Below are 18,749 nucleotides of genomic sequence, written 5' to 3' on the forward strand. Positions count from 1 at the left end.
GGGCACCAGGGACCGACCGCTCGGCAGGCTCAGGGGTACAGCACCGCTCGGAACGTGAACGAGACGAGTTGGGCTCGATCGCGTGCGCCGACCTTCGTCATGGCCCGCACCCCGTGCGTCTTCACGGTGAACGCCGACACCGACATCCGGGCCGCGATCTCGTCGTTGCCGAGACCGCCACTCGATGACACACACCACCGTCACTTCGCCGGTTTCGGCCACGACCCCGACGACGTCCTCCGGGCTCCGATCGCTCCACCTGATCCGAGTCGTCTTCTCCCTGATCTGGGTGGCGCTGATCCTCACGACCTCCGCCTCCCTGGTGTCGACGGACAGGCCCACAGCGATCGCGGGCCTGCTCCTCGTCATCTACCCCCGTGGGACGTCATCGCCACACTCCTAGAGCGTCGCCTGGCCGAAACCGGCTCCACGCACCGCGTCAGTGCCGGCAACATGGCTCTCGGCCTCGCGACCGCAGCGGGGATGATCATCGGGGTCTTCTCCGTCATCCAGGACGGCCCTCCTCGTCTTCGGTGTCTGGGCCCTCCTTTCCGGAGCGGTTCAGCTCGTGACGGCGATCCGACGCAGGCGCACCGTCGGCGCCCAGTGGCCCATGATCATCAGCGGTGCCCAGTCCGTCCTCGCGGTGCCACCATCGCCGCCGGCTCGGCCTCGGAGACGAGCGGCCTGTCCACCCTCGCCGGGTACCCGGCCTTCGGTGCCTTCTGGTTCCTCGTCTCCGTCGTCGCCCAGAGCAACCGCAGCCGACGCGCGGCGCGTTGACCTGGAGAGCGCCTGATCGTGCACCGGGGCACATTCGGGCGGCGCGATATCCGCCAGGCATATGACAGCAGTACCACCCCCTCGATGGACGGCACACCACTCCCGCATTCGTCGTACCGCTCGTCATCCCGACGCCCGGTCCGCTTCCGTCGGAGCGGGCCAGGCCGACTGGCACTGGTGTACGACGTACGGACGGCCGGTTCAGGAAGGAAGGGGTCACAGGAGACGCCTGTCATCCCTTCCGTCACACCCTCACCATGGGCACCCGTCGAGGCCGCCCCGCGTTCGGGCCGTCCGCAGGAAAGTTCAACAGAACACCCATCCACCGCCCGGACACCCGCATAACGTGCGGTGACCCGAACCGCCTCCGCCTCCCCCACTTCCTGCGGTCCGTGACGCCGGGCCCACCGCGCTAGGAGCTTTGGGATGTCCTACGACCGCTCGGAATTATCCCTGCCGCACCGGCACAACGGACGGGTCCCCTCCCCCACCGCACACCGGCCGCCGCCCCTCGCGCCGGCCGGAGTGCGCCCGGGCAGCGGGGCCCGTCCGCGTTCGTGGTCCAGCTACCACCGGGCCCTGCGTGTCCTGCGCCGCGCCTGCCGCTGGCAGCGACGCGTGGCCACCTTCGTCGCCCTCGGCTACTTCGCCGTCTTCCTCACCCTCACCGTCCGGGCCCCCGCCTTCATGGCCCGCCCGGTCCTCGGCGGACTCCCCACCGGCCTGCTGCTCGCCGTCGTACAGATCCCCGTCACCTGGCTGGCCGTCCTGCTGTTCGAGTACTCGGCACGGCGGTTCGTCGATCCCCTGGCCCGCCGGGTCAGCCAGTACGCACGCCCGGCCGGCGGCGACGGGCGGGCACAGGCATGACCGACCTCGGCGGCTCCGCGCAGTCCTGGTCCCTGGTCGCCTTCTGCAGCGTCGTCACCCTCACGCTCCTGCTGTGCGTACTGACCGGCCCCGACCGCGACGACCTGGAGGAGTTCTACACCGGCTACCGAACCCTCTCCCCGCTGCGCAACGGCCTCGCGGTCGCCGGTGACTACATCTCCGCCGCGACCGTGCTCACCATCGGCGGGGTCATCGCGCTGTGCGGCTACGACGGCGTCGTCCTGGCCCTGAGCACGCTGCTGTCCCTGCTCCTGCTGATGTTCCTGCTCGCCGAACCCCTGCACAACACCGGCCGGTTCACCATGGGCGACGCGCTGAGCCGACGTGTCCCCGGGCGGGCCGTGCGCATCACCGCGTGCGTGGTGACCCTGCTGTCGCTGATCCCGATGATGATCGTGCAACTGGCGGGCGTGGGACAGCTGCTGGCCTTCATCCTGGGTTTCTCCGACGGTGCCATGCAGACCGGCTGCATCGTCGGCGCGGGAATCCTGATGATCAGCTACGCCGCCCTCGGCGGGATGAGGGGGACCGCGCTGATCCAGATCATCAAGACGGTGATGCTCCTCGGGTCCGGTCTCGTGGTCTCCGTACTCGTCCTCGCCTCCTTCGGCTGGCACCCGGGAGCGATGCTCGACGCCGCGGCGCAGCGCAGCGGCACCGGCCGGGCGTTCCTCCAGTACGGCCTCCAGTTCTCGGACGGACCGCACCCCGCACCGGACATGATCAGCACTCAGGTCGCCATCGTGCTCGGCGGTGCCTGTCTGCCGCACGTCACCATGCGGATGTACACCGCGGGCAACGCCCGCCAGGTGCGGCGCACGATGTCCTGGGCCGTGTCCTCGGTGGCCCTTTTCATGCTGGTGATCACCGTCGTCAGCCTCGGCGCCACGGCACTGGTCGGCCGCGAACGGATCACGGCCGCCGACCCGCACGGCAGCACCGCCTATCTGCTGGGTGCGCGCGCCGTGTTCGGCTCCGATGTCTCCCGCACCGAGGGCCTGGTGTTCAGCACCGTCACGACGGCGATCTTCCTGACCCTCCTGGCGTCCGTCGCCGGAATGACGCTCGCCTGCGCCAACTCGCTGGCGCACGACGTCTCCGCCTCCCGGAACAAGGGCATGCCCGCGCTGCGGGAGATGACCCTCGCCCGGACCTGCGCGCTGGTCGTCGGCATCCCCGTGGTGCTGCTGGCCGCCCTCGCCCAGCACCGCAGCCTCCAGCCCCTGGCCACGCTCTCCTTCTGCATGGGCGCCTCCGCCATCGCGCCCGCGCTCGTCTACTCGCTGTTCTGGCGACGCTTCAGCAAGGCCGGACTGCTCGGCACGCTCATCGGCGGCTCGGTCGCCGTCCTGGTCCTGATGTCCGGCACCCGGCTCGTCTCCGGGTCACCGACGTCGGCCTTCCCGGAGGCCGATCTGAACTGGTTCCCCTTCACCACGACCGCCCTGGTGTCCGTGCCGGTGGGCTTCGCCTGCGGCTGGCTGGGCACGGTCCTCAGCGGACGCCGCAGCGCCCGCCGCGCACGCGAACGGTACGCCGGCATCGAGCAACTGATCCTCGCCGGACCCCCGCGACGCCGTCCGAGCTGGAGCCCGGACGGACCGTAGCGGGAACCTTCGAGAACTCGTCGTGTGCCGGGTGTCGAGAACGTGGCACTGACTCCGTCCCAGGTGCATCAGTCACCACTGCGGGAGGAACGACCGTGCAACCGAACGAGATCACCGAGGTTCTGAACCGGCCTCTCAGCCAGGAGCTGCTGGCGCGCGACCTGACCCGCCTGGCCTACGCCGCCAAGGACGGCACACCCCGCAACGTCCCGATCGCGTTCGCCTGGAACGGCTCGGAGATCGTCATGTGCACCTCGAAGAACGCCCCGAAGCTAGCGTCCCTGCACGAGAACCCGGCGGTCGCCCTGACGATCGACACCGAGGTGCACCCGCCCAGGATCCTGCTCATCCGGGGCCGGGCCGAGCTGGACTACGTCGACGGCATCCCGGACGAGTACCTCCAGCCGACCAGCAGCTACGAGATGACCCCCGAGCAACGGGTCGAGTGGGAGGCGGAGGTGCGTTCGCTCTATCACGACGGCATGGTCCGGATCGTCGTGACCCCGACCTGGGCGAAGTTGATCGACTTCGAGACGACGCTGCCGAGCGCGGTCGAGGAACTGGCCCGGCAGCGGGAGGAACGGAAACGGGCCTGAGCGGCGAGCGATCACGTACCCGCTTCGCCGCTACGGCCGTCAGCCGCACGTCAGTGTCGGCACCGCCCAGTCGCCGTGGTCGTTGCCGTTGCCGTCACCGGCGTCGCCGACCTTGAGGTCGACCACCTGGGCGCCGCTGACGTCGACGTCGACGGACACGGCGGCCTGTCTGCCGCGCATCGTCGGCGTGGTCACCAGGGTCCTGCCGTCGGCGATCACGGAGAACGTCACCGTGCCCGCGCCCCCTGTCTCGTCGTCCACCCCTACCTGCGCCGTCAGGCGCGAGCACTTTCCTCCGAGGTAGAGCTGGACGTCACTGAGCGCGTTGGTGCCAAGCCCCTTGGCGTGGTTCACACCGCTGATGGTGATCGCCCGGCCGTCCCCGGCCGCCTGCTCGCCGACGCTGCTGTCGCGCTCCACCGGGCCCCACCCGTTGGTGGAGGACAGGAACGGCAGGTCGCTCACCGCACTCTCCCCGGCCGGTGGAGCCGCCGGTATCCCTCCGACGATGCGCTCGTCGGTGCCGGTGGCCTGCCGTCCGTGCCGCAGGTAGAGCACCGTGGTGGTGAGCGCCGAGGCGGACGGCAGGTCCCCCGCCGGTGGCTGGACCTGCCAGGTGAAGGCGGCCGTACCCCCGGGCTTCAGGCTCTTGAGGGACAGCGGGCTCGTGGCGCTCACGCTCCAGCCGTCGGGGGCGGCGAGCGAGGCCGTCAGCCGGGACGCGGACGTCTCGCCCTTCGGCACCCGCACGGTCGTCCGAGCCGTGAAGGCCTCCCCAGGCTGAGCCGTGTCCGGCACCTCCAGGGCGACCTCCGCTCCCGGACGCCTGGGCATCGCGTACTTCCGGGAATCGTAGCGGGGGCTGTCGTTCTGCGCGACGCGCAGGGAGGAGACGTAGCTGCCGTAGTCGGTGAGGGAGACCTTGCCGAGGCCGCCGGTGCTGCCGTCCAGGTTCCACACGGCGATGGCGATGCTGTTGCGGCCGTTCGGGTTCAGGATTCCGTTCGGGACGGGGAACGTGTGCTGCGGGCCGAGGTAGTTGACGTAGTTGCCGACCTGCCAGCCGTTCACGAAGATCGTGGCCCGGTACTTGCGTGCCGGGTCGTCGGTGAACGTCAGGCCGAGCGAGGTGTCCTGGCCCTTCGGCAAATCCAGCCTGGCATCGGTCCGGTACCAGGAGACCCCGGGGCGGGTGTCGGTCGTCGGCAGGGACACCCGGTTCCACTTGGCGTCGGGGTAGCTCGGCAGGGACCAGCCCGCCCGCTCGCCGTACAGGCCGCCGGTCGAGAGCGGGCCGCGCACCGTGTCCTGGAGGTCCTCGCCCCCGCGTACGCCCTGGAGGCGCCAGGTGACGGAGGTCAGTGGGGCTCCGACGAGGGAGGCGCTGGTCAGACCGCGGGCGGTCTTGTTGCCGTTGGTGGAGTTGTAGTCCTCCTCGTGTCCCATGTTCACGGTGAGCACGGAGAGGACGTTGTCACCCTGGGACTTCACCGATCCGGCCGGGAAGGTGAAGTCGGCGCTGCCGGTCGTGGAGCTGCCGAGGAAAGTGCCGTTGAGCCAGGCGGAGAAGGCCTGTGCGCCGCCGCCGGAGTCGGAGACCAGGTGGATGCCGGTCTCCTTGCCGGTGGCGTGGAAACGGCCGCGGTACCAGGTGTTGCCGGTGTGGAAGCCGTAGTCGTCCGCGTAGAGCACCGGCAGCTTGTTGATTCCTGAGACGCTGTTGGTGGTCGTCCTGTCGGCCACCTGCCAGCCCGTGTCGTCGAAGCCGGGAGCCGCTTCGGGGGATTCCTCGGCCTGCTTCCAGTTCGTCAGGGCCGGAAGGTGTACCGCGGCGGCCACCGGGATCGTGCCGGTGCGGCTTGCCGTGTCGGTGGCCCGGGTCTTCACCGGATTGCCGTTCCAGGTGACGTGGTCGGCGGTGGCGAACACCTCGATGTTCTTGTCGTCGGCGTTGTCGCCGGTGAGCGCCACGGTACGGCCGCCGTCCCGGCTGGTCGCCGTGCGCAGCAGGTGTGTGCCGCGCACCAGCACCGGGCCGGTCGCGGTGTCCTGACGCCAGAAGGTCTTCGCCGTGGCCTTGTCGCCCACGAGCAGCAGCAGGGGGCGCTGCCCGCCGCCGCTGACGCTGATCCGGATGAGGCCCTTGTGGGTGTAGTTCAGCCGCAGGTCACCGGTGGCGGGGTCCCAGGTGGTCGTGGCGGTGCCGCCGCTGGTGGTCACCGTGGGCTTCGAGGAGTAGCGCAGGACGGTCTCACCGTCGCTGTCCTGGTCGCCGTAGAGCACGGCGACGTCCCGGTCTCCGATGGTCGCGCCGGTCATGATCTCGGAGGTCGAGTACTGCAACTGCGCGTCCCCGAGGCGGTAGTTCGCCACGATCACATGGGAGTCGCGGCCGTCGAGCGTGATCGCGCTGCCCGGCTGCTGGGGCACGACCGGGTAGGTCGGCTCCGTGGCGGCGGTACCGGTGGGCACGTCGATGGCGTCGACGGCCACGTAGTTGTCGGTGGAGCCCGAGCTGTGGTTGCCGGCGACGACGATCTTCAGCGTGTGCGCCCCGGGAGCCAGACCGGTCTTCTGGAAGACCACCGCCTGGCTCTCGCCGCCGGAGTCGTCGACGGTCGCCGCCTTGGTGCCGTCGAGGTAGACGTCGGCGTTGCCGTGGTTGTTCGTCTTCGAGCCGATCCAGCGGATCGCGGTGCCGTCGAAGGGGACGGTGAGCGAGTCACCGGCCTTGTTGGAGAACGACTCGGTGTGCTTGTAGTCGCCGCCGGTGTAGCTCGTGTCGGCCACGTGCGACCACGAACCGGCGTACTGGAGCGCGGAGTCGGGGTCGTCCCAGGTGTAGCTGGTGTCTCCGGCCGGCTGGGCGCTGAAGTCCAGGGAGATGTGGGCCTTGTCGACCGCCGTGGACGTGGAGTTCCCGTGCCGCAGCACGTGGAACTGCGTCTTGGTGTCGGGGTTCATCCGGGCCGTGTCGACGACCGCCGAGTCGTCCGGCGGTGTGGTCCTGATCGCGTCGGTCTTGGTCAGCGGGGCCACCGACTGGGTGAAGTACCCGATCAGCTTGTCCTCGTCGTACTTCGGATCGAGCTGCCTGGTCTCCCGGATCGCGGCTCCGTAGTCGTACGACGTGTAGTTCTGCGGCATGCTCAGCCAGCCCCAGTTGGTTCCGCCGTACGTCATGTAGAAGCTCTGCGCCGTCGCGCCGACCGCGATGTTCTGCTTGTAGAACACGTTGGCGAACTGGTCGTTGATCAGCTCGGCGCACTTGGCGTAGCCCGGGCCGCCCCAGGGGTCGAAGGCGCCGCCCTGGAACTCCGGTGAGTACAGCGGCTTGCCTGCCGGGTGGTCGTAGCTGATGTCGGGGACGCCGTTCCACTTCGAGGGGTTCGAGCAGTCGAAGCCCTGCGGATAGGAGTCCGGGCCGTCCACGTCCAGGGCGCCGGCACCGGAGTTGAAGGTGCCGTTGTTGTTGCCGGTCAGCGGCACGGTGATGCCGTCGGCGCGGGCCTTGTCCTCCAGGTGCTGCATGTAGGAGCGGGCGGCCGCGGAGCCGTTGTAGTACTCGTTCTCGACCTGGTAGGCGATGACCGACCCGGTGCCGTTGGTGAGTTGGTGCCGGGCGATGATCCGGTCGATCCGGGTCAGCCACTCGTCGGCGTACTTGAGGAACCTCGGGTCGTCACTGCGGTTGTTCTCGGCCTTGGTGGTCAGCCAGCCGGGCAGACCACCGCTGTCGACCTCCGCGTTGATGTACGGCGCGGGGCGCGCGATGACGTAGAGCCCGGCTTCCTCGGCCATGTCGAGGACCTTGTCGACGTCCCGCACCCCGCTGAAGTCGTATACGCCTGGCTTGGGCGAGTGGTATCCCCAGTCGAAGTACAGGGAGGTGGAGTTGAAGCCGGCGGCCTTCATCTTCTGGAAGATGTCCCGCCACAGGTCCGGGCTCGGGAGCCGGAAGTAGTGGAACTCGCCGGACCAGAGGTAGGTGCGCTTGCCGTCGACGAGGAACGAATAGCCGTCGAGAGTCACCGTGTGCGCCTGTGCGGCGGCGGCCGGAGCGGCGGCGGGCGCCGACCCGCTCGCCTCGCGCGCCGCGGCGGGCGCGGTCATCCCCACGGCCAGGGCGATGGTCGCGGCCGTCGCGAGGGCCGCCCTCCACCATCCACGGCGACCGGGTCTCGCGGTCTCTGCGTCGGTCCGATTGCCTCGCACTGCGGCCTCCTCTCGCCTGAGCGATCAGCATCCAACAGACTCAGGCAAAGTCGAACAGTAGGGGGGCCGTTGGCTCAGCACAATGGGTCGGCAGAACCCGGATGAGGCGGCGGGGGCGGCTGAGCACCGGGGCTGTCCGACGGATGCGTGTCGGCGATGGCCGAGGGTTCGACCGTCGCCCCGGCCGACAGGTCGCACCAGGCAAACCGCCACCCCGGTAAGGGCGTTGACGAGCACGGCGACGACCTGGCAGGCCTCGGCGGCCGTCTGCCGCGCCTACCCGAGTCGTGCGACCGACAGCCCCCACCCCCACAACTCTCCACAACCAGCCTAACGATGACTCGCCGGAGCGAACTCACCACGCCCGGACATCCGTTACCGCCTCGGCCGTTCACCCCTCGCCTCACGACCCGCACAGATATCCGCAAGCCGCGATACGTCGCCTCGATCACCATGGCCCGCGCCCGGTCCGCTCAGGACACGGCCGACCGTCGCTCGAACACCACTTCCCGGGCGGTCCCGAGCGCCGTCGCCACCGCGCCGAGGAGGACCGCGTCCTCGCCCAGCCGACTGGGGGCGAGCTTCGGACGCAGCGGGGTCAGGGCCCTGAGGTTGTCGCGCACCGGCTTCAGCAGAAGGTCGACACTGTGCCCGACTCCGCCGCCGAGGACCACGAGGTCCGGGTCGAGCACGGCCGCCGCCACGGCCACCGTGTGGGCGATGCGCTCGCCCTCCAGCCGGACCGCCCGGACCGCGGCGTCGTCCCCCTGCCGGGCCGCGTCGAAGACGGCCTTCGCGGTGAGCTGTCCCCGCATGCCGAACCGGCGCGCCGCCTCCACCACCGCCACGCCCGACACCGCGTCCTCCAGCCGCTCCGGCTTCTGCTGCCCCGGCCACGGCAGGAACCCGATCTCCCCGGCGAGACCGTGCGCACCCGTGAACAACCGCCCCTCGCTCACCACGCCCATGCCCAGACCGGTGCCGATGAGGATGTACGCGAACAGCCGGCTGCCCGCCCCTACGCCGTACGTGTACTCACCGAGCGCGGCGAGATTGGCGTCGTTGTGCACCTCCAGCGGGACGCCCAGTTCCTCGCGCATCCGGTCGAAGAGCCCGGCACGCCCCCAGCCCGGCAAGTGCATCGCGTAGCGCACCCGGCGGTGCTCCTCGTCGTACACACCGGGCGTGCCCACCACCGCGTGCACCACCTCCGCCGGCGCCACGCCCGAGTCGGCGACCACCCGCCGGGCCGTCGAGACCACCAGGTCGGCCATCGCCGCCGAGCTGCGGGCCTGGTTGCGTACGTCGGAGCGGGCGACGACGGTGCCGTCCAGGTCGGCCACGGCGACCCGCAGCCAGCTGCGGCCGACGTCGACGCCGAGGACGTGACCCGCCGCCGGGTCGGGCGCGTACAGCACCGCCGTACGACCGCGCTCGGGTACATGGGTGCCCACCTCGCGGACCAGTCCGGCCGACTCCAGGGCGGCGAGGGCGCTGGAGACGGTCGGCTTCGACAGGCCCGTCCCCCGGGCGAGCTGGGCCCGGGACGCGGGGCCGTCCGCGCGCAGCCGCTCCAGCAGCAGGCGCTCGTTGGTGCTGCGCAGCCGCTGCCGGTTCCAGGGCTGTTCCTGTTGCTCCACGACGTCACCGGCGGCCATCGCACCATTCTCACGCACGGCGGGCCCCCTCTTGACGCATCTAGTAAGTCTCCTTAACTTTATCGGCCAACAGACACCGGATACCGGCCCGCACGCCGCGTCTCACTCCCTCGCGCCTCACCACTCCAGGAGCCCTCATGTCCGGTAGCCCGCCGCCCAGCGGTGGTTTCGTCCGCCGCGTCGGCCTGTTCCAGGCCACGGCCATCAACATGAGCCAGATGTGCGGCATCGGCCCGTTCGTCACCATCCCGCTGATGGTCGCCGCGTTCGGCGGACCGCAGGCCGTGCTCGGATTCGTCGCGGGCGCGGTCCTCGCGCTGGCCGACGGGCTGGTGTGGGCCGAACTGGGCGCGGCGATGCCCGGCTCCGGCGGCAGTTACGTCTATCTGCGCCAGGCCTTCCAGTACCGCACCGGCCGCCTGATGCCGTTCCTGTTCGTCTGGACGGCGATGCTCTTCATCCCGCTGATCATGTCGACCGGCGTGGTCGGCTTCGTCCAGTACCTGGGCTATCTCGCCCCCGACCTGGGGCAGACCTCGGGCGACCTGGTGGGCCTGGGCGTCATCGTCCTGGTCGTGGTCCTGCTGTGGCGGGGCATCGAGCACATCGCGCGCATCACCGCCGTGATGTGGGCGGTCATGATCGTCTCGGTGCTGCTGGTCATCCTGGCCGCGGCGACCGACTTCAGCGCCCATCTCGCCTTCACCTACCCGGCGCACGCCTTCGACCTGGGCAGCAACACGTTCTGGATCGGCTTCGCGGGCGGCCTGACCATCGGCATCTACGACTACCTCGGTTACAACACCACGGCGTACATGGGCGCCGAGATCAAGGACCCGGGCCGCACTCTGCCCCGCTCGATCATCTTCTCCATCGTCGGCATCATGACGATCTACCTGCTGTTGCAGATCGGGACGCTGGGCGTGATCGACTGGCACCGGATGACGGACGCGAAGGACATCGCGTCCACCTCGGTGGCCTCGGCGGTGCTGGAGGAGACCTGGGGCAAGGGCGCCGCCGACACCGTCACCGTCCTCATCCTGATCACGGCCTTCGCGTCGGTCTTCACCGGCCTGCTCGGCGGCTCGCGCGTGCCCTACGACGCGGCCCGCGACCGGGTCTTCTTCCGCCCTTACGCCCGACTGCACCCCAAGCACCGCTTCCCGACCCTCGGTCTCGCGACGATGGGCGTGATCACCGCGATCGGGTTCCTGATCGGCCGCCACACCGACCTGGCGACCCTGATCCAGCTCCTCACGACCGTGATGGTCATCGTCCAGGCACTGGCCCAGATCGTGGCGCTGAGCGTGCTGCGCAGGCGCCGGCCGACGCTGAGGCGGCCGTACCGGATGTGGCTCTACCCGGTGCCGAGCGTCATCGCCTTCGTCGGCTGGTGCGTGATCTACGGCTACGCGGACAAGAACTCGCCGGGCCGCCACCCCATCGAGTGGTCGCTGGCGTGGCTGGCCCTCGGCTGCGTGGCGTACGTCCTGTGGGCACGCTTCGAGAAGGTGTGGCCGTTCGGCCCGAAGGAGATCACGGAGGACTACCCGACACAGGAGACGACACAAGCGGAGCCGGCGGGCACGTGAACGCGGGCACCCGTCCCGTGACCGCTACGGCCCCGCGCCCGCCGGATCTCGGCCGGCGCGGGGCCCGCGTGTGTCAGCGAGCGGTCAGCCTCCACAGGTGGTCGGCGGTGCCGTTGTCGGTCCACTGCAGGACCTGCGCGCCGGAGGACGCGCTCATCTGGTCCACGCCGAGCAGGCGTCCGCTGTTGTAGTTGGCGATCTTGCAGTAGCCGTCTCGGGCCGGGACGACCTGCCAGAGGTGGTCGGCGGTGCCGTTGTCGCCCCAGATCAGGGCGGTGCCGCCGTCCGCGGTGCCCGCGTTGGTGATGCCGAGCAGCAGCCCGCTCTTCTGGTTGACGATCTTGTAGAGGCCCGAACCGGCGGACACGAGGGTCCAGTTCTGGTCGGTGCCCGTGGTGGACGTGGCCTGGACGACCGAAGTGCCCTGGGCGGTGCCCGCGTTCAGGGTGTCCAGCGCGAGTCCGCTGTTCTTGTTGGTGATCTGGTAGCGCCCGGCCAGCGAGGTGTTGGTTGCGCTCGGGGTGATCACCAGGTGGTAGCCGTCGGTGGCGTTCATCGTGACCGGCACGGTGACGGAGCCGTTGCTGACGCTGTAGTCGGCGTCGGAGATGGTGACCGGGCCGGAGGAGGCGGTGGTGCGGCCGGTGCCGGGGCTGTACTCCAGCTTCACGTGGACCGTGCTGCCGAAGGCGGACAGGGAGTTCAGGCCGTTCACCGTCACGGCACAGGAGCCGGCGCAGCCGCCGGCGAGGACGCTGATCTGGTTGCCCGAGCCGTTGCGCGAGGCAAGGCCGTCGATTCCGGTCTGGGCGGGGGGCGTGGTGGTCAGCATGGTGCCGGACATGTCGCCGTACCACTTGTACGTCCAGTACGAGCCGTTGGGCGATCCGCCGGTGTCGGTCAGCGTGTCGCCGAGGGTGCCGTAGTGGTTCCAGAAGGCGAGCTCCGCGTCCCGGACGCCGGTCCGCTCGAACTTGGCGGCGTAGCCGATGAGCGCACCGGAGTTGCCCATCTCGGAGGGTGTGCCGTACTCCTCGATGTCGATCGGCCGCGGGCTGATGCCGAGGCTCGACTCCAGCGCGCGGTACGCGGAGACGTGCGCGGCGATGTCCTGGCTGCCCTGGAGCTCGTGCCAGGCGATGACGTCCGGCACCGTGCCGGAGGCCTTCGCGTCGGTGAGGAAGGAGCTCATCCAGGACTGGTTCCACGCCGAGTGGCTCGGGCCCTGGATCGGCGTCGTGGCGTCCTTGGAGCGGACCTCCTTGAACGTGCGCGCCCACCCGGCGTCGAAGGCGCCCGCGTTGGTGGTGTCCCAGGTCCAGTCGGGTTCGTTCCACAGCGCGTAGGCGCTGATGTTGGTGGCGCCGGATGCCTTCACCGAGGCCACCTGCTTGTCGACGGCGGACAGCCAGTCACTCCAGCTCACCCACTTGTAGGGGAAGTTCGGGTACCAGTCCGGCATCCGTACGACGACCTTGGCGCCCGCGCGGGCCGCCTTCGCCGCCACCACGAGGGAGTCGCCCGCGGGAGCGGGCTCCCCGTTGGGCAGCTGGGTGCCGCCGGGTGCCATCTGGATGAAGGTGTTCGGCTTCAGCGCGGTGACCAGGCTGTCGGCCGGTGTGCTGTTGTCGGCGAGGCCGTAGAGGCTGCCGGTGCCGACGTGGGTGACGGACCGCAGGGTCTGCGCGGCGTTGACGACGAGGGTGGTGGAGGAAGTGGGGACGGCGTGGGCGGATCCGCCCGACAGGACAACGGCGGTGGTGGCGAGGGCGGTGGCCGTCGCGGCGGCGGCGGTGCGGCCGAGCGGGACTCTGTGACGGCGACGGGAGCTCAGGTACGACATCAGCGGCTCTCCTGAGGACGGACTGGAGGGGGGACATACCGGTGGCGCGGAGCGCCGGAGGGGGCGGTCCGGGGACCGTCGGACGAGGTGCGCGGGGAAGGCAACCCCCGTGACGGTGGCGGGGCGGGGCAGGGCGGGGCTCGGCTCCGCCCTGCCGGTGGGCCGGGAGCGGCGGGCACTGTGGTTCAGTCCTTGACCGCGCCCGCGGTCACACCGGCGGCCACATAGCGCTGAGCGAGGACGAGCAGTACCGCGGCCGGCAGCGACGCGACGACGGCGGTGGCCATGATCGCGTTCCATTCCTGGTTGTTGTTGCCGATGTAGTGGTAGATGCCGAGGGTGATGGGGCGCAGGTCCCCGCCGCCGTCCAGGGTGTTGGCGAAGACGAAGTCGGACCAGGCCCACAGGAAGCTGAACAGCGAGACCGTGACGAGCGCGTTGCGGCTGACCGGGAGCACGACGGAGCGGAAGGTGCGGAAGGTTCCGGCCCCGTCGATGCGGGCCGCGGCGATCAGCTCACCGGGGATGCCCGACATGAACGCCGTGAAGATCATGACGCCGAACGGCACCGCGATGGTGGAGTCGGCGATGATCAGGCCCCACCAGGAGTTCAGCAGCCCGAGGTCGAGGAAGATGCCGTAGAAACCCATCGCCATGACGATGCCGGGGATCATCTGGGCGACCAGCAGGGCGAGTCCGAGGAAACCCCCGCCCGGGGGACGGAGCTTGGCCAGCGCGAAGCCGGCCGGCGCGGCGAGCACCAGGGTGAGGACGACCGTGCCGACACCGATGAGAAGGCTGGTGCCGAGATAGGGCATCTGGTCGTTCAGGACGGCCCGGTATCCCTCGAAGGTGGGGTGCAGGGGCAGCAGGTCGGGCGGGCTCTTGCGCATGTCCTGCTGCGGGGTCAGGGACACGTTCAGCATCCAGTAGACCGGGAACAGCATCACGGCGGTCAGCAGGAGGCCGATGACGGTGTAACGGCGTTTTCCCGTAGCGGACTTCATGCTTCCTGCCTCCTCTGGACCCGGATGTAGAGCAGTCCGAACACGAGGGCGATGAGGATGAGGATGTTGCCGACCGCGGCCCCGGGGCCGAACTTCGGGAGCAGGGAGCCGAAGCCGAGCTGGTACGACCAGGTCGCCAGGGTCGAGGAGGAGTCGCTGGGACCGCCCTTGGTCATGATCCAGATCAGGTCGAAGACCTTGAGGGTGTAGACGAGACCCAGCAACAGCGTGATCGCGGACACCGGCCGCAGCAGTGGGAAGGTGATCCGCCGGAACTGCTGCCAGGCGCCCGCCCCGTCCAGGGAGGCCGCCTCGTAGAGCTCGCCGGGGATGTTCTGCAACCCGCTGTAGAGGATGACCAGGTTGAAGGGGATGCCGATCCAGACGTTGGCGATGATGACCGAGGTCAGGGCCCAGTGCGGGGAGTTGAGCCAGTCGACCGGGGCCACGCCCACCGTGTGGAGGGCGTAGTTGAGGACGCCGGACTCGCTGTTGAGCATCCACGACCAGGTCGACGCCGACACGATCAGCGGCAGCAGCCAGGGGATCAGGAACAGCGCCCTGAGGGTGGCGGCCAGCCGGAAGTGCCGGTTGAAGAAGACCGCGAGGGCGAGCCCGGCGGCGTACTGGAAGGCGATCGACACGAAGGTGAAGATCATGGTGTGGCGCATCGCCGGGCCGAAGGTGGGATCGTCCAGGACGGTCCTGAAGTTGTCCAGGCCGGAGAACGGCGCGTCGCCCGCGACGAACGACCGGACGGTGTAGTCGCGCAGGCTCAGGTCGAGGTTGCGGTACAGGGGATAGACGTAGAACGCGGCCAAGTAGAGGGCCAGCGGTGCGAGGAACGCCAGTGCGGTCAGCCGACTCCGGCGGCGGCGGTGGCGCCGTAGGGCCAGGCCGTCCGCCGGGGCGGCGGTGGCGGCTTCCCGGGGCCTGGCCGGGGACCGCGGGGCGCGGCGGTCGATGCGGGCGATGGTCATGCGGACTCCAGAGGGGGTGGCCCGCCCGGGACCGGCGGCGGTGTCCGGGCGGTTGCGAGTGCCGAGCGGCGGGCGGGGACGGGGCCCCGGAAGGTGCCGCGAGGGCGTCGACCGGTCAGCTCCCGCCCTTGTCCGCGGCCTTCTGCGCGGTGTCGAGAGCGGCCTGCGGGCTCCGGCCTCCGGACAGGGCGCTCTGCACGGCGGTCCACATCGGCTGCGAGATCGTGGGGTACTTGGTGCCCAGACCGCCGCTGGTGCGCCCCCGTGCCGCGGCCACCGCGTCGACCCACGGCTTCAGTTCGGGGTTCGCCTTGACCTGCTCGGTCTGCACCGCCGAGGTGGGGGCGACGTAGGCCAGGGTGGTGTCCGTGGCCAGCAGGTTGGCGGAGCTGGTCAGGCAGGTGACGATCTTCTTGGTGACGTCGTACCGTCCGCTGTCCTTCTGGACCGGAACGGTGACGAACTCGCCGCCGGTCGGCACCGGAGCCGCCCCGCCGCTCTGTCCGGGAATGCTGAGGACGCCGTACTCGAAGCCGGCCTTGTCGGCGTTGCCGAGCTGCCAGGTGCCGTTCTCGCCGAACGCGTAGGCGCCGGTGGCGAACTCCTGCCAGCTGGTGGTCTGGGTGTTCTGCAGGACGTCCTTGGGAGCCAGTCCCTCGTCCACCCAGCCCTTCCACAGGGACAGCGCGGCCACGCCCTTCGCCGAGTCGAGCTCGGTCAGGTCACCGCCGGCGCCCCAGAACCACGGCAGGAACTGGAAGCTGCCCTCTTCCGTGTTGATCGCGGAGAAGGTGATGCCCTTCTTACCGGCTGCCTTGACCTTCTTCAGGGCGGCCGTGAGGGAGTTCCAGTCCTTGACCGAGGCCGGGTCGACGCCCGCGGCGGTGAGGACCTTCTTGTTGTAGTAGAGCGCGAGGGTGTTGGCGCCGATCGGGACACCGTAGGAGGCGCCGTCGATCTCGCCCGCGCCGAGGATGTTCTTCTGGATCGCCTTGGTGTCAAGGCCGAGATCGCTGGTCTTGTTGAGGATGCCCGCCTCCACCAGCGTGGAGACGACCGGGTTGTCCACCAGCATCACGTCGGGGGCGTTCCCCTGCTGGGCGGCGAGCAGGGCCTTGTTGCCGAGGTCGGTGGTGTCCATGGCGGTGCGCTTGACCTTGACCCCGGCGTCGGTGCCGCACTTGCTGACGAGCCTGCCCCACGCCGACGAGCCGTCGAACTGCGGGTACGGGTCCCAGAAGGTGTACGTCCCGCCGGCGCCGCCGGTCCCGGAGGCGGAGGAGTCGGAACCGCCTCCGCAGGCGGCGACGGAGGTGAGCGCGCCGACGGTGGCGACGGCGCATATCAGGATGCGACGGGTGTTTCTCACGGCGACCTCGTTGTCTTGGTTCGGCTCATCGGGAGGGGCGGGGCGCGGGGGGATGTGAGGCGTGCGGAGGGCCCTGGAGGGCCTTCGGGTGTCGGTCGGGCTCAGTGGGTGGGCAGCCAGACCCGCATGCTGCCGTCCTGGCGATTGGCCCACGCGTAGTAGGGGACGGCGGTGAGTTCGACCGGAGCGGGCTCCGTCGCTGGTGCCTGGGCGTCGGCGGGGGCATACGGCCACCAGCCGGTCTCGGCACGGGGGCGGCGGTGTCCGGCGGCCGTCACGGTGGTCACGCCGCCCAGCAGGTCGGCACGGTGCGTGTCGGCGAGCGGGCCGCCGGGGTCCAGGACGATGTCGTCGAGGCCGCCACCGGGGTGGTCGACCCCCTCCAGGCAGTACACGAGCGGCCCGCGCTCGATGGCGACGCAACCGCGTACGGCGTCCACCCGGGGGTCGGCGGCGGTGAGCCGGGGGGCCAGCGAGAGTTCGAGGACGACCCGGTCGCCCGGTGCCCAGGTCCGCTCAAGGCGCAGCCAGCCGTCGGTGACGGGCGCGTCCGTCTCGTCGTACGCCGTGTCCGCGCACCGGACCCGGTAGGTGCCGCTCCACTGCGGGATGCGCAGCGAGAGGGTCCAGGGCCGGTCGGCCGGCGTCTCCTCGACCGTGAGGGCGATCGTGCCCTGCCAGGGGTAGTCGGTCTCGGCGCTCACCGCGACCGGGGTTCCGTCGAGGTCGCCGGCGTAGCGGCCGGTGACGTACTGGTGGATCTGCAAACCGCCGCCGTCGCTGGAGGCGAGGTAGTGCTCCAGGGAGGCCAGCAGCCGCATCGCGTTCGGAGGGCAGCAGGCGCAGCGGAACCAGCGGGTGCGGCGGGCCGACTGGTCGCCGCCGGGGTCGGTGTGGCCGTCGCGGACCTGGAGCGGGTTGACGTACAGCCAGCGCTCGCCGTCCAGCGACACCCCGGCCAGGAAGCCGTTGAACAGGGTGCGCTCGATCAGGTCGGAGTAGCGGGTCTCGCCGGTGAGCAGGGCCATGCGCCAGCTCCACTGGATCGAGGCGATGGCGGCACAGGTCTCGCAGTAGGCACGCTCGTTGGGCAGCTCGTACGGGTCGCCGAAGTCCTCCTCGTCGTGGTGGGCGCCGAGGCCCCCCGTGAGGTGGGTCTTGGCGGCGGTCATCGCGGCCCACAGCCGCTCCGTGGCGGCGCGCAGTTCCGCGTCCCCGTTCTCCGTCGCCAGATCGGTCGCGGCCGCCAGCAGGTACAACTGGCGTACGGCGTGCCCCTCGACGTCGGTCGCCTCGCGCAGCGGGACACGGTCCTGGCAGTACGTCTCACCGCCCAGCAGGCCGTGGCCGAAACGGTCGACGAAGTAACCGGCGAGATCCAGGTAGCGGCGCTCCCCCGTCTCCCGGTACAGCTCGACCAGGGCGGTCTCGACCTCGGGGTGGCCGTCGACGCCGTCGATCGCCTTGCCGCTCTCGGGCGGGCCGAAGACCGAGTCGATGTGGTCGGCGAACTTCACTGCCACATCGAGCAGTTCACGGCGTCCGGTGGCCCGGTGGTGGGCGACGGCGGCCTGGATGAGGTGGCCCGCGCAGTACAGCTCGTGGCTCCAGCGCAGGTTCTGGTAGCGCTCGCCGCCCTTGAGGAGCTGGAACCAGGTGTTCAGGTAGCCGTCGGGCTGCTGGGCGACGGCGACGAGGGAGACGATGCGTTCGACCTCGGCCGCGAGCGGGCCGTCCTCCTCGGGATCCCGCCGGGCCAACTGCCAGGACGCGGCCTCCAGCCACTTGTAGACGTCGGAGTCCACGAACGGGTAGCCGCCCTGGAACTCGCCCTGCGCGAGGCCTGCCACCACCCGCAGGTTGTTCAGGTTTCCCGCGGACTCCAGCAGTTCGGGGCCCTGGGGAATGGACGTCCGCCCGTTCACCCGGCGCCGGGCGCTCCAGAAACCGCCCCGCACCTCGACGACGGCGGGGGCGAGCGCGGCCTTGGCGTCCGGGCCGGGACGGACCGGGCCGACGGGAGCGCCGGGTTGTCCGGACGGGGCCGGGGACTCGGAGGAGGGCACGGCGGAACGAGGGTCGGGCATGACTCTCCGAACAGTTGGATGGGAGCGGGCCGGGGATCGCGGTGCGCTTTCGGTGCCACGGTGTCCGCTGCGTCGGGCAGGCGATGGCGCCTCTCGAACCCGCTTGGGAAAACGTTTTTCT

Annotated in this window: 11 protein-coding genes and 2 pseudogenes; 5 read left to right on the plus strand and 8 right to left on the minus strand. The window is 70.2% G+C overall.

Annotated features, from left to right (window positions below; all coding sequences use genetic code 11):
• Positions 1-29: 29 nt before the first annotated feature.
• A pseudogene (locus tag H293_RS55920) lies at positions 30-182 on the minus strand (helix-turn-helix domain-containing protein); the annotation flags it as partial.
• A 383-nt stretch (positions 183-565) separates the two neighbouring features.
• Between H293_RS55920 and H293_RS60745 the strand changes: the two are divergent.
• The 4 genes and pseudogenes from H293_RS60745 to H293_RS0141655 form a co-directional block, all read left to right on the plus strand.
• Positions 566-799, plus strand: a pseudogene (locus H293_RS60745) (hypothetical protein); the annotation flags it as partial.
• 410 nt (positions 800-1,209) lie between these two features.
• Positions 1,210-1,653: a DUF485 domain-containing protein gene (locus H293_RS0141645; protein WP_020123700.1), complete on the plus strand. Its 444-nt coding sequence runs from the start codon at positions 1,210-1,212 to the stop codon at positions 1,651-1,653.
• Positions 1,650-3,281: a sodium/solute symporter gene (locus H293_RS0141650; protein ID WP_020123701.1), complete on the plus strand. Its 1,632-nt coding sequence runs from the start codon at positions 1,650-1,652 to the stop codon at positions 3,279-3,281. The genes H293_RS0141645 and H293_RS0141650 overlap by 4 nt, the downstream gene beginning before the upstream one ends.
• Positions 3,282-3,376: 95 nt before the next feature.
• The gene (locus tag H293_RS0141655; protein ID WP_020123702.1) at positions 3,377-3,877 is read left to right on the plus strand and encodes a pyridoxamine 5'-phosphate oxidase family protein; all 501 of its coding nucleotides are present in this window, start codon (positions 3,377-3,379) and stop codon (positions 3,875-3,877) included.
• 39 nt (positions 3,878-3,916) lie between these two features.
• Here H293_RS0141655 and H293_RS0141660 read toward each other — a convergent pair whose 3' ends face one another.
• Both H293_RS0141660 and H293_RS0141665 read right to left on the minus strand, forming a co-directional pair.
• Complete coding sequence (locus H293_RS0141660) at positions 3,917-8,092, minus strand: beta-galactosidase (protein ID WP_020123703.1); 4,176 nt, start codon at positions 8,090-8,092, stop codon at positions 3,917-3,919.
• Between the two features lie 473 nt (positions 8,093-8,565).
• Positions 8,566-9,750, minus strand: coding sequence for an ROK family transcriptional regulator (locus tag H293_RS0141665; RefSeq protein WP_020123704.1), 1,185 nt, complete (start codon positions 9,748-9,750; stop codon positions 8,566-8,568).
• Positions 9,751-9,887: 137 nt separating this feature from the next.
• Between H293_RS0141665 and H293_RS0141670 the strand changes: the two genes are divergently transcribed.
• The gene (locus tag H293_RS0141670) at positions 9,888-11,342 is read left to right on the plus strand and encodes an APC family permease (RefSeq protein WP_020123705.1); all 1,455 of its coding nucleotides are present in this window, start codon (positions 9,888-9,890) and stop codon (positions 11,340-11,342) included.
• Positions 11,343-11,415: 73 nt separating this feature from the next.
• On the opposite strand, the gene H293_RS0141675 is transcribed toward H293_RS0141670, so the two are convergent.
• The 5 genes from H293_RS0141675 to H293_RS0141695 form a co-directional block, all read right to left on the minus strand.
• On the minus strand, positions 11,416-13,185 hold the full coding sequence (locus H293_RS0141675) for an RICIN domain-containing protein (protein WP_020123706.1): 1,770 nt from the start codon (positions 13,183-13,185) through the stop codon (positions 11,416-11,418).
• A 185-nt stretch (positions 13,186-13,370) separates the two neighbouring features.
• A complete protein-coding gene (locus tag H293_RS0141680) occupies positions 13,371-14,192 on the minus strand; it encodes a carbohydrate ABC transporter permease (RefSeq protein WP_020123707.1) in 822 nt (273 codons plus the stop codon).
• Positions 14,189-15,172, minus strand: coding sequence for a carbohydrate ABC transporter permease (locus H293_RS0141685; protein ID WP_020123708.1), 984 nt, complete (start codon positions 15,170-15,172; stop codon positions 14,189-14,191). Before H293_RS0141685 ends, H293_RS0141680 begins: the two co-directional genes overlap by 4 nt.
• A 115-nt stretch (positions 15,173-15,287) precedes the next feature.
• Positions 15,288-16,541, minus strand: coding sequence for a sugar ABC transporter substrate-binding protein (locus H293_RS0141690; protein ID WP_020123709.1), 1,254 nt, complete (start codon positions 16,539-16,541; stop codon positions 15,288-15,290).
• Positions 16,542-16,642: 101 nt separating this feature from the next.
• On the minus strand, positions 16,643-18,628 hold the full coding sequence (locus H293_RS0141695; RefSeq protein ID WP_020123710.1) for a glycoside hydrolase family 127 protein: 1,986 nt from the start codon (positions 18,626-18,628) through the stop codon (positions 16,643-16,645).
• Between the last annotated feature and the right edge of the window lie 121 nt (positions 18,629-18,749).

This window comes from Streptomyces canus 299MFChir4.1 (assembly GCF_000383615.1).
GTDB lineage: Bacteria > Actinomycetota > Actinomycetes > Streptomycetales > Streptomycetaceae > Streptomyces > Streptomyces canus_C.

Excerpts from the sequence above, each read along its gene's own strand:
- H293_RS0141645 (WP_020123700.1), top strand. The coding sequence starts at position 1,210 with ATGTCCTACGACCGCTCGGAATTATCCCTGCCGCACCGGCACAACGGA.
- H293_RS0141650 (WP_020123701.1), top strand. The coding sequence starts at position 1,650 with ATGACCGACCTCGGCGGCTCCGCGCAGTCCTGGTCCCTGGTCGCCTTC.
- H293_RS0141665 (WP_020123704.1), bottom strand. The coding sequence starts at position 9,750 with ATGGCCGCCGGTGACGTCGTGGAGCAACAGGAACAGCCCTGGAACCGG.
- H293_RS0141670 (WP_020123705.1), top strand. The coding sequence starts at position 9,888 with ATGTCCGGTAGCCCGCCGCCCAGCGGTGGTTTCGTCCGCCGCGTCGGC.
- H293_RS0141675 (WP_020123706.1), bottom strand. The coding sequence starts at position 13,185 with ATGTCGTACCTGAGCTCCCGTCGCCGTCACAGAGTCCCGCTCGGCCGC.
- H293_RS0141680 (WP_020123707.1), bottom strand. The coding sequence starts at position 14,192 with ATGAAGTCCGCTACGGGAAAACGCCGTTACACCGTCATCGGCCTCCTG.
- H293_RS0141685 (WP_020123708.1), bottom strand. The coding sequence starts at position 15,172 with ATGACCATCGCCCGCATCGACCGCCGCGCCCCGCGGTCCCCGGCCAGG.
- H293_RS0141695 (WP_020123710.1), bottom strand. The coding sequence starts at position 18,628 with ATGCCCGACCCTCGTTCCGCCGTGCCCTCCTCCGAGTCCCCGGCCCCG.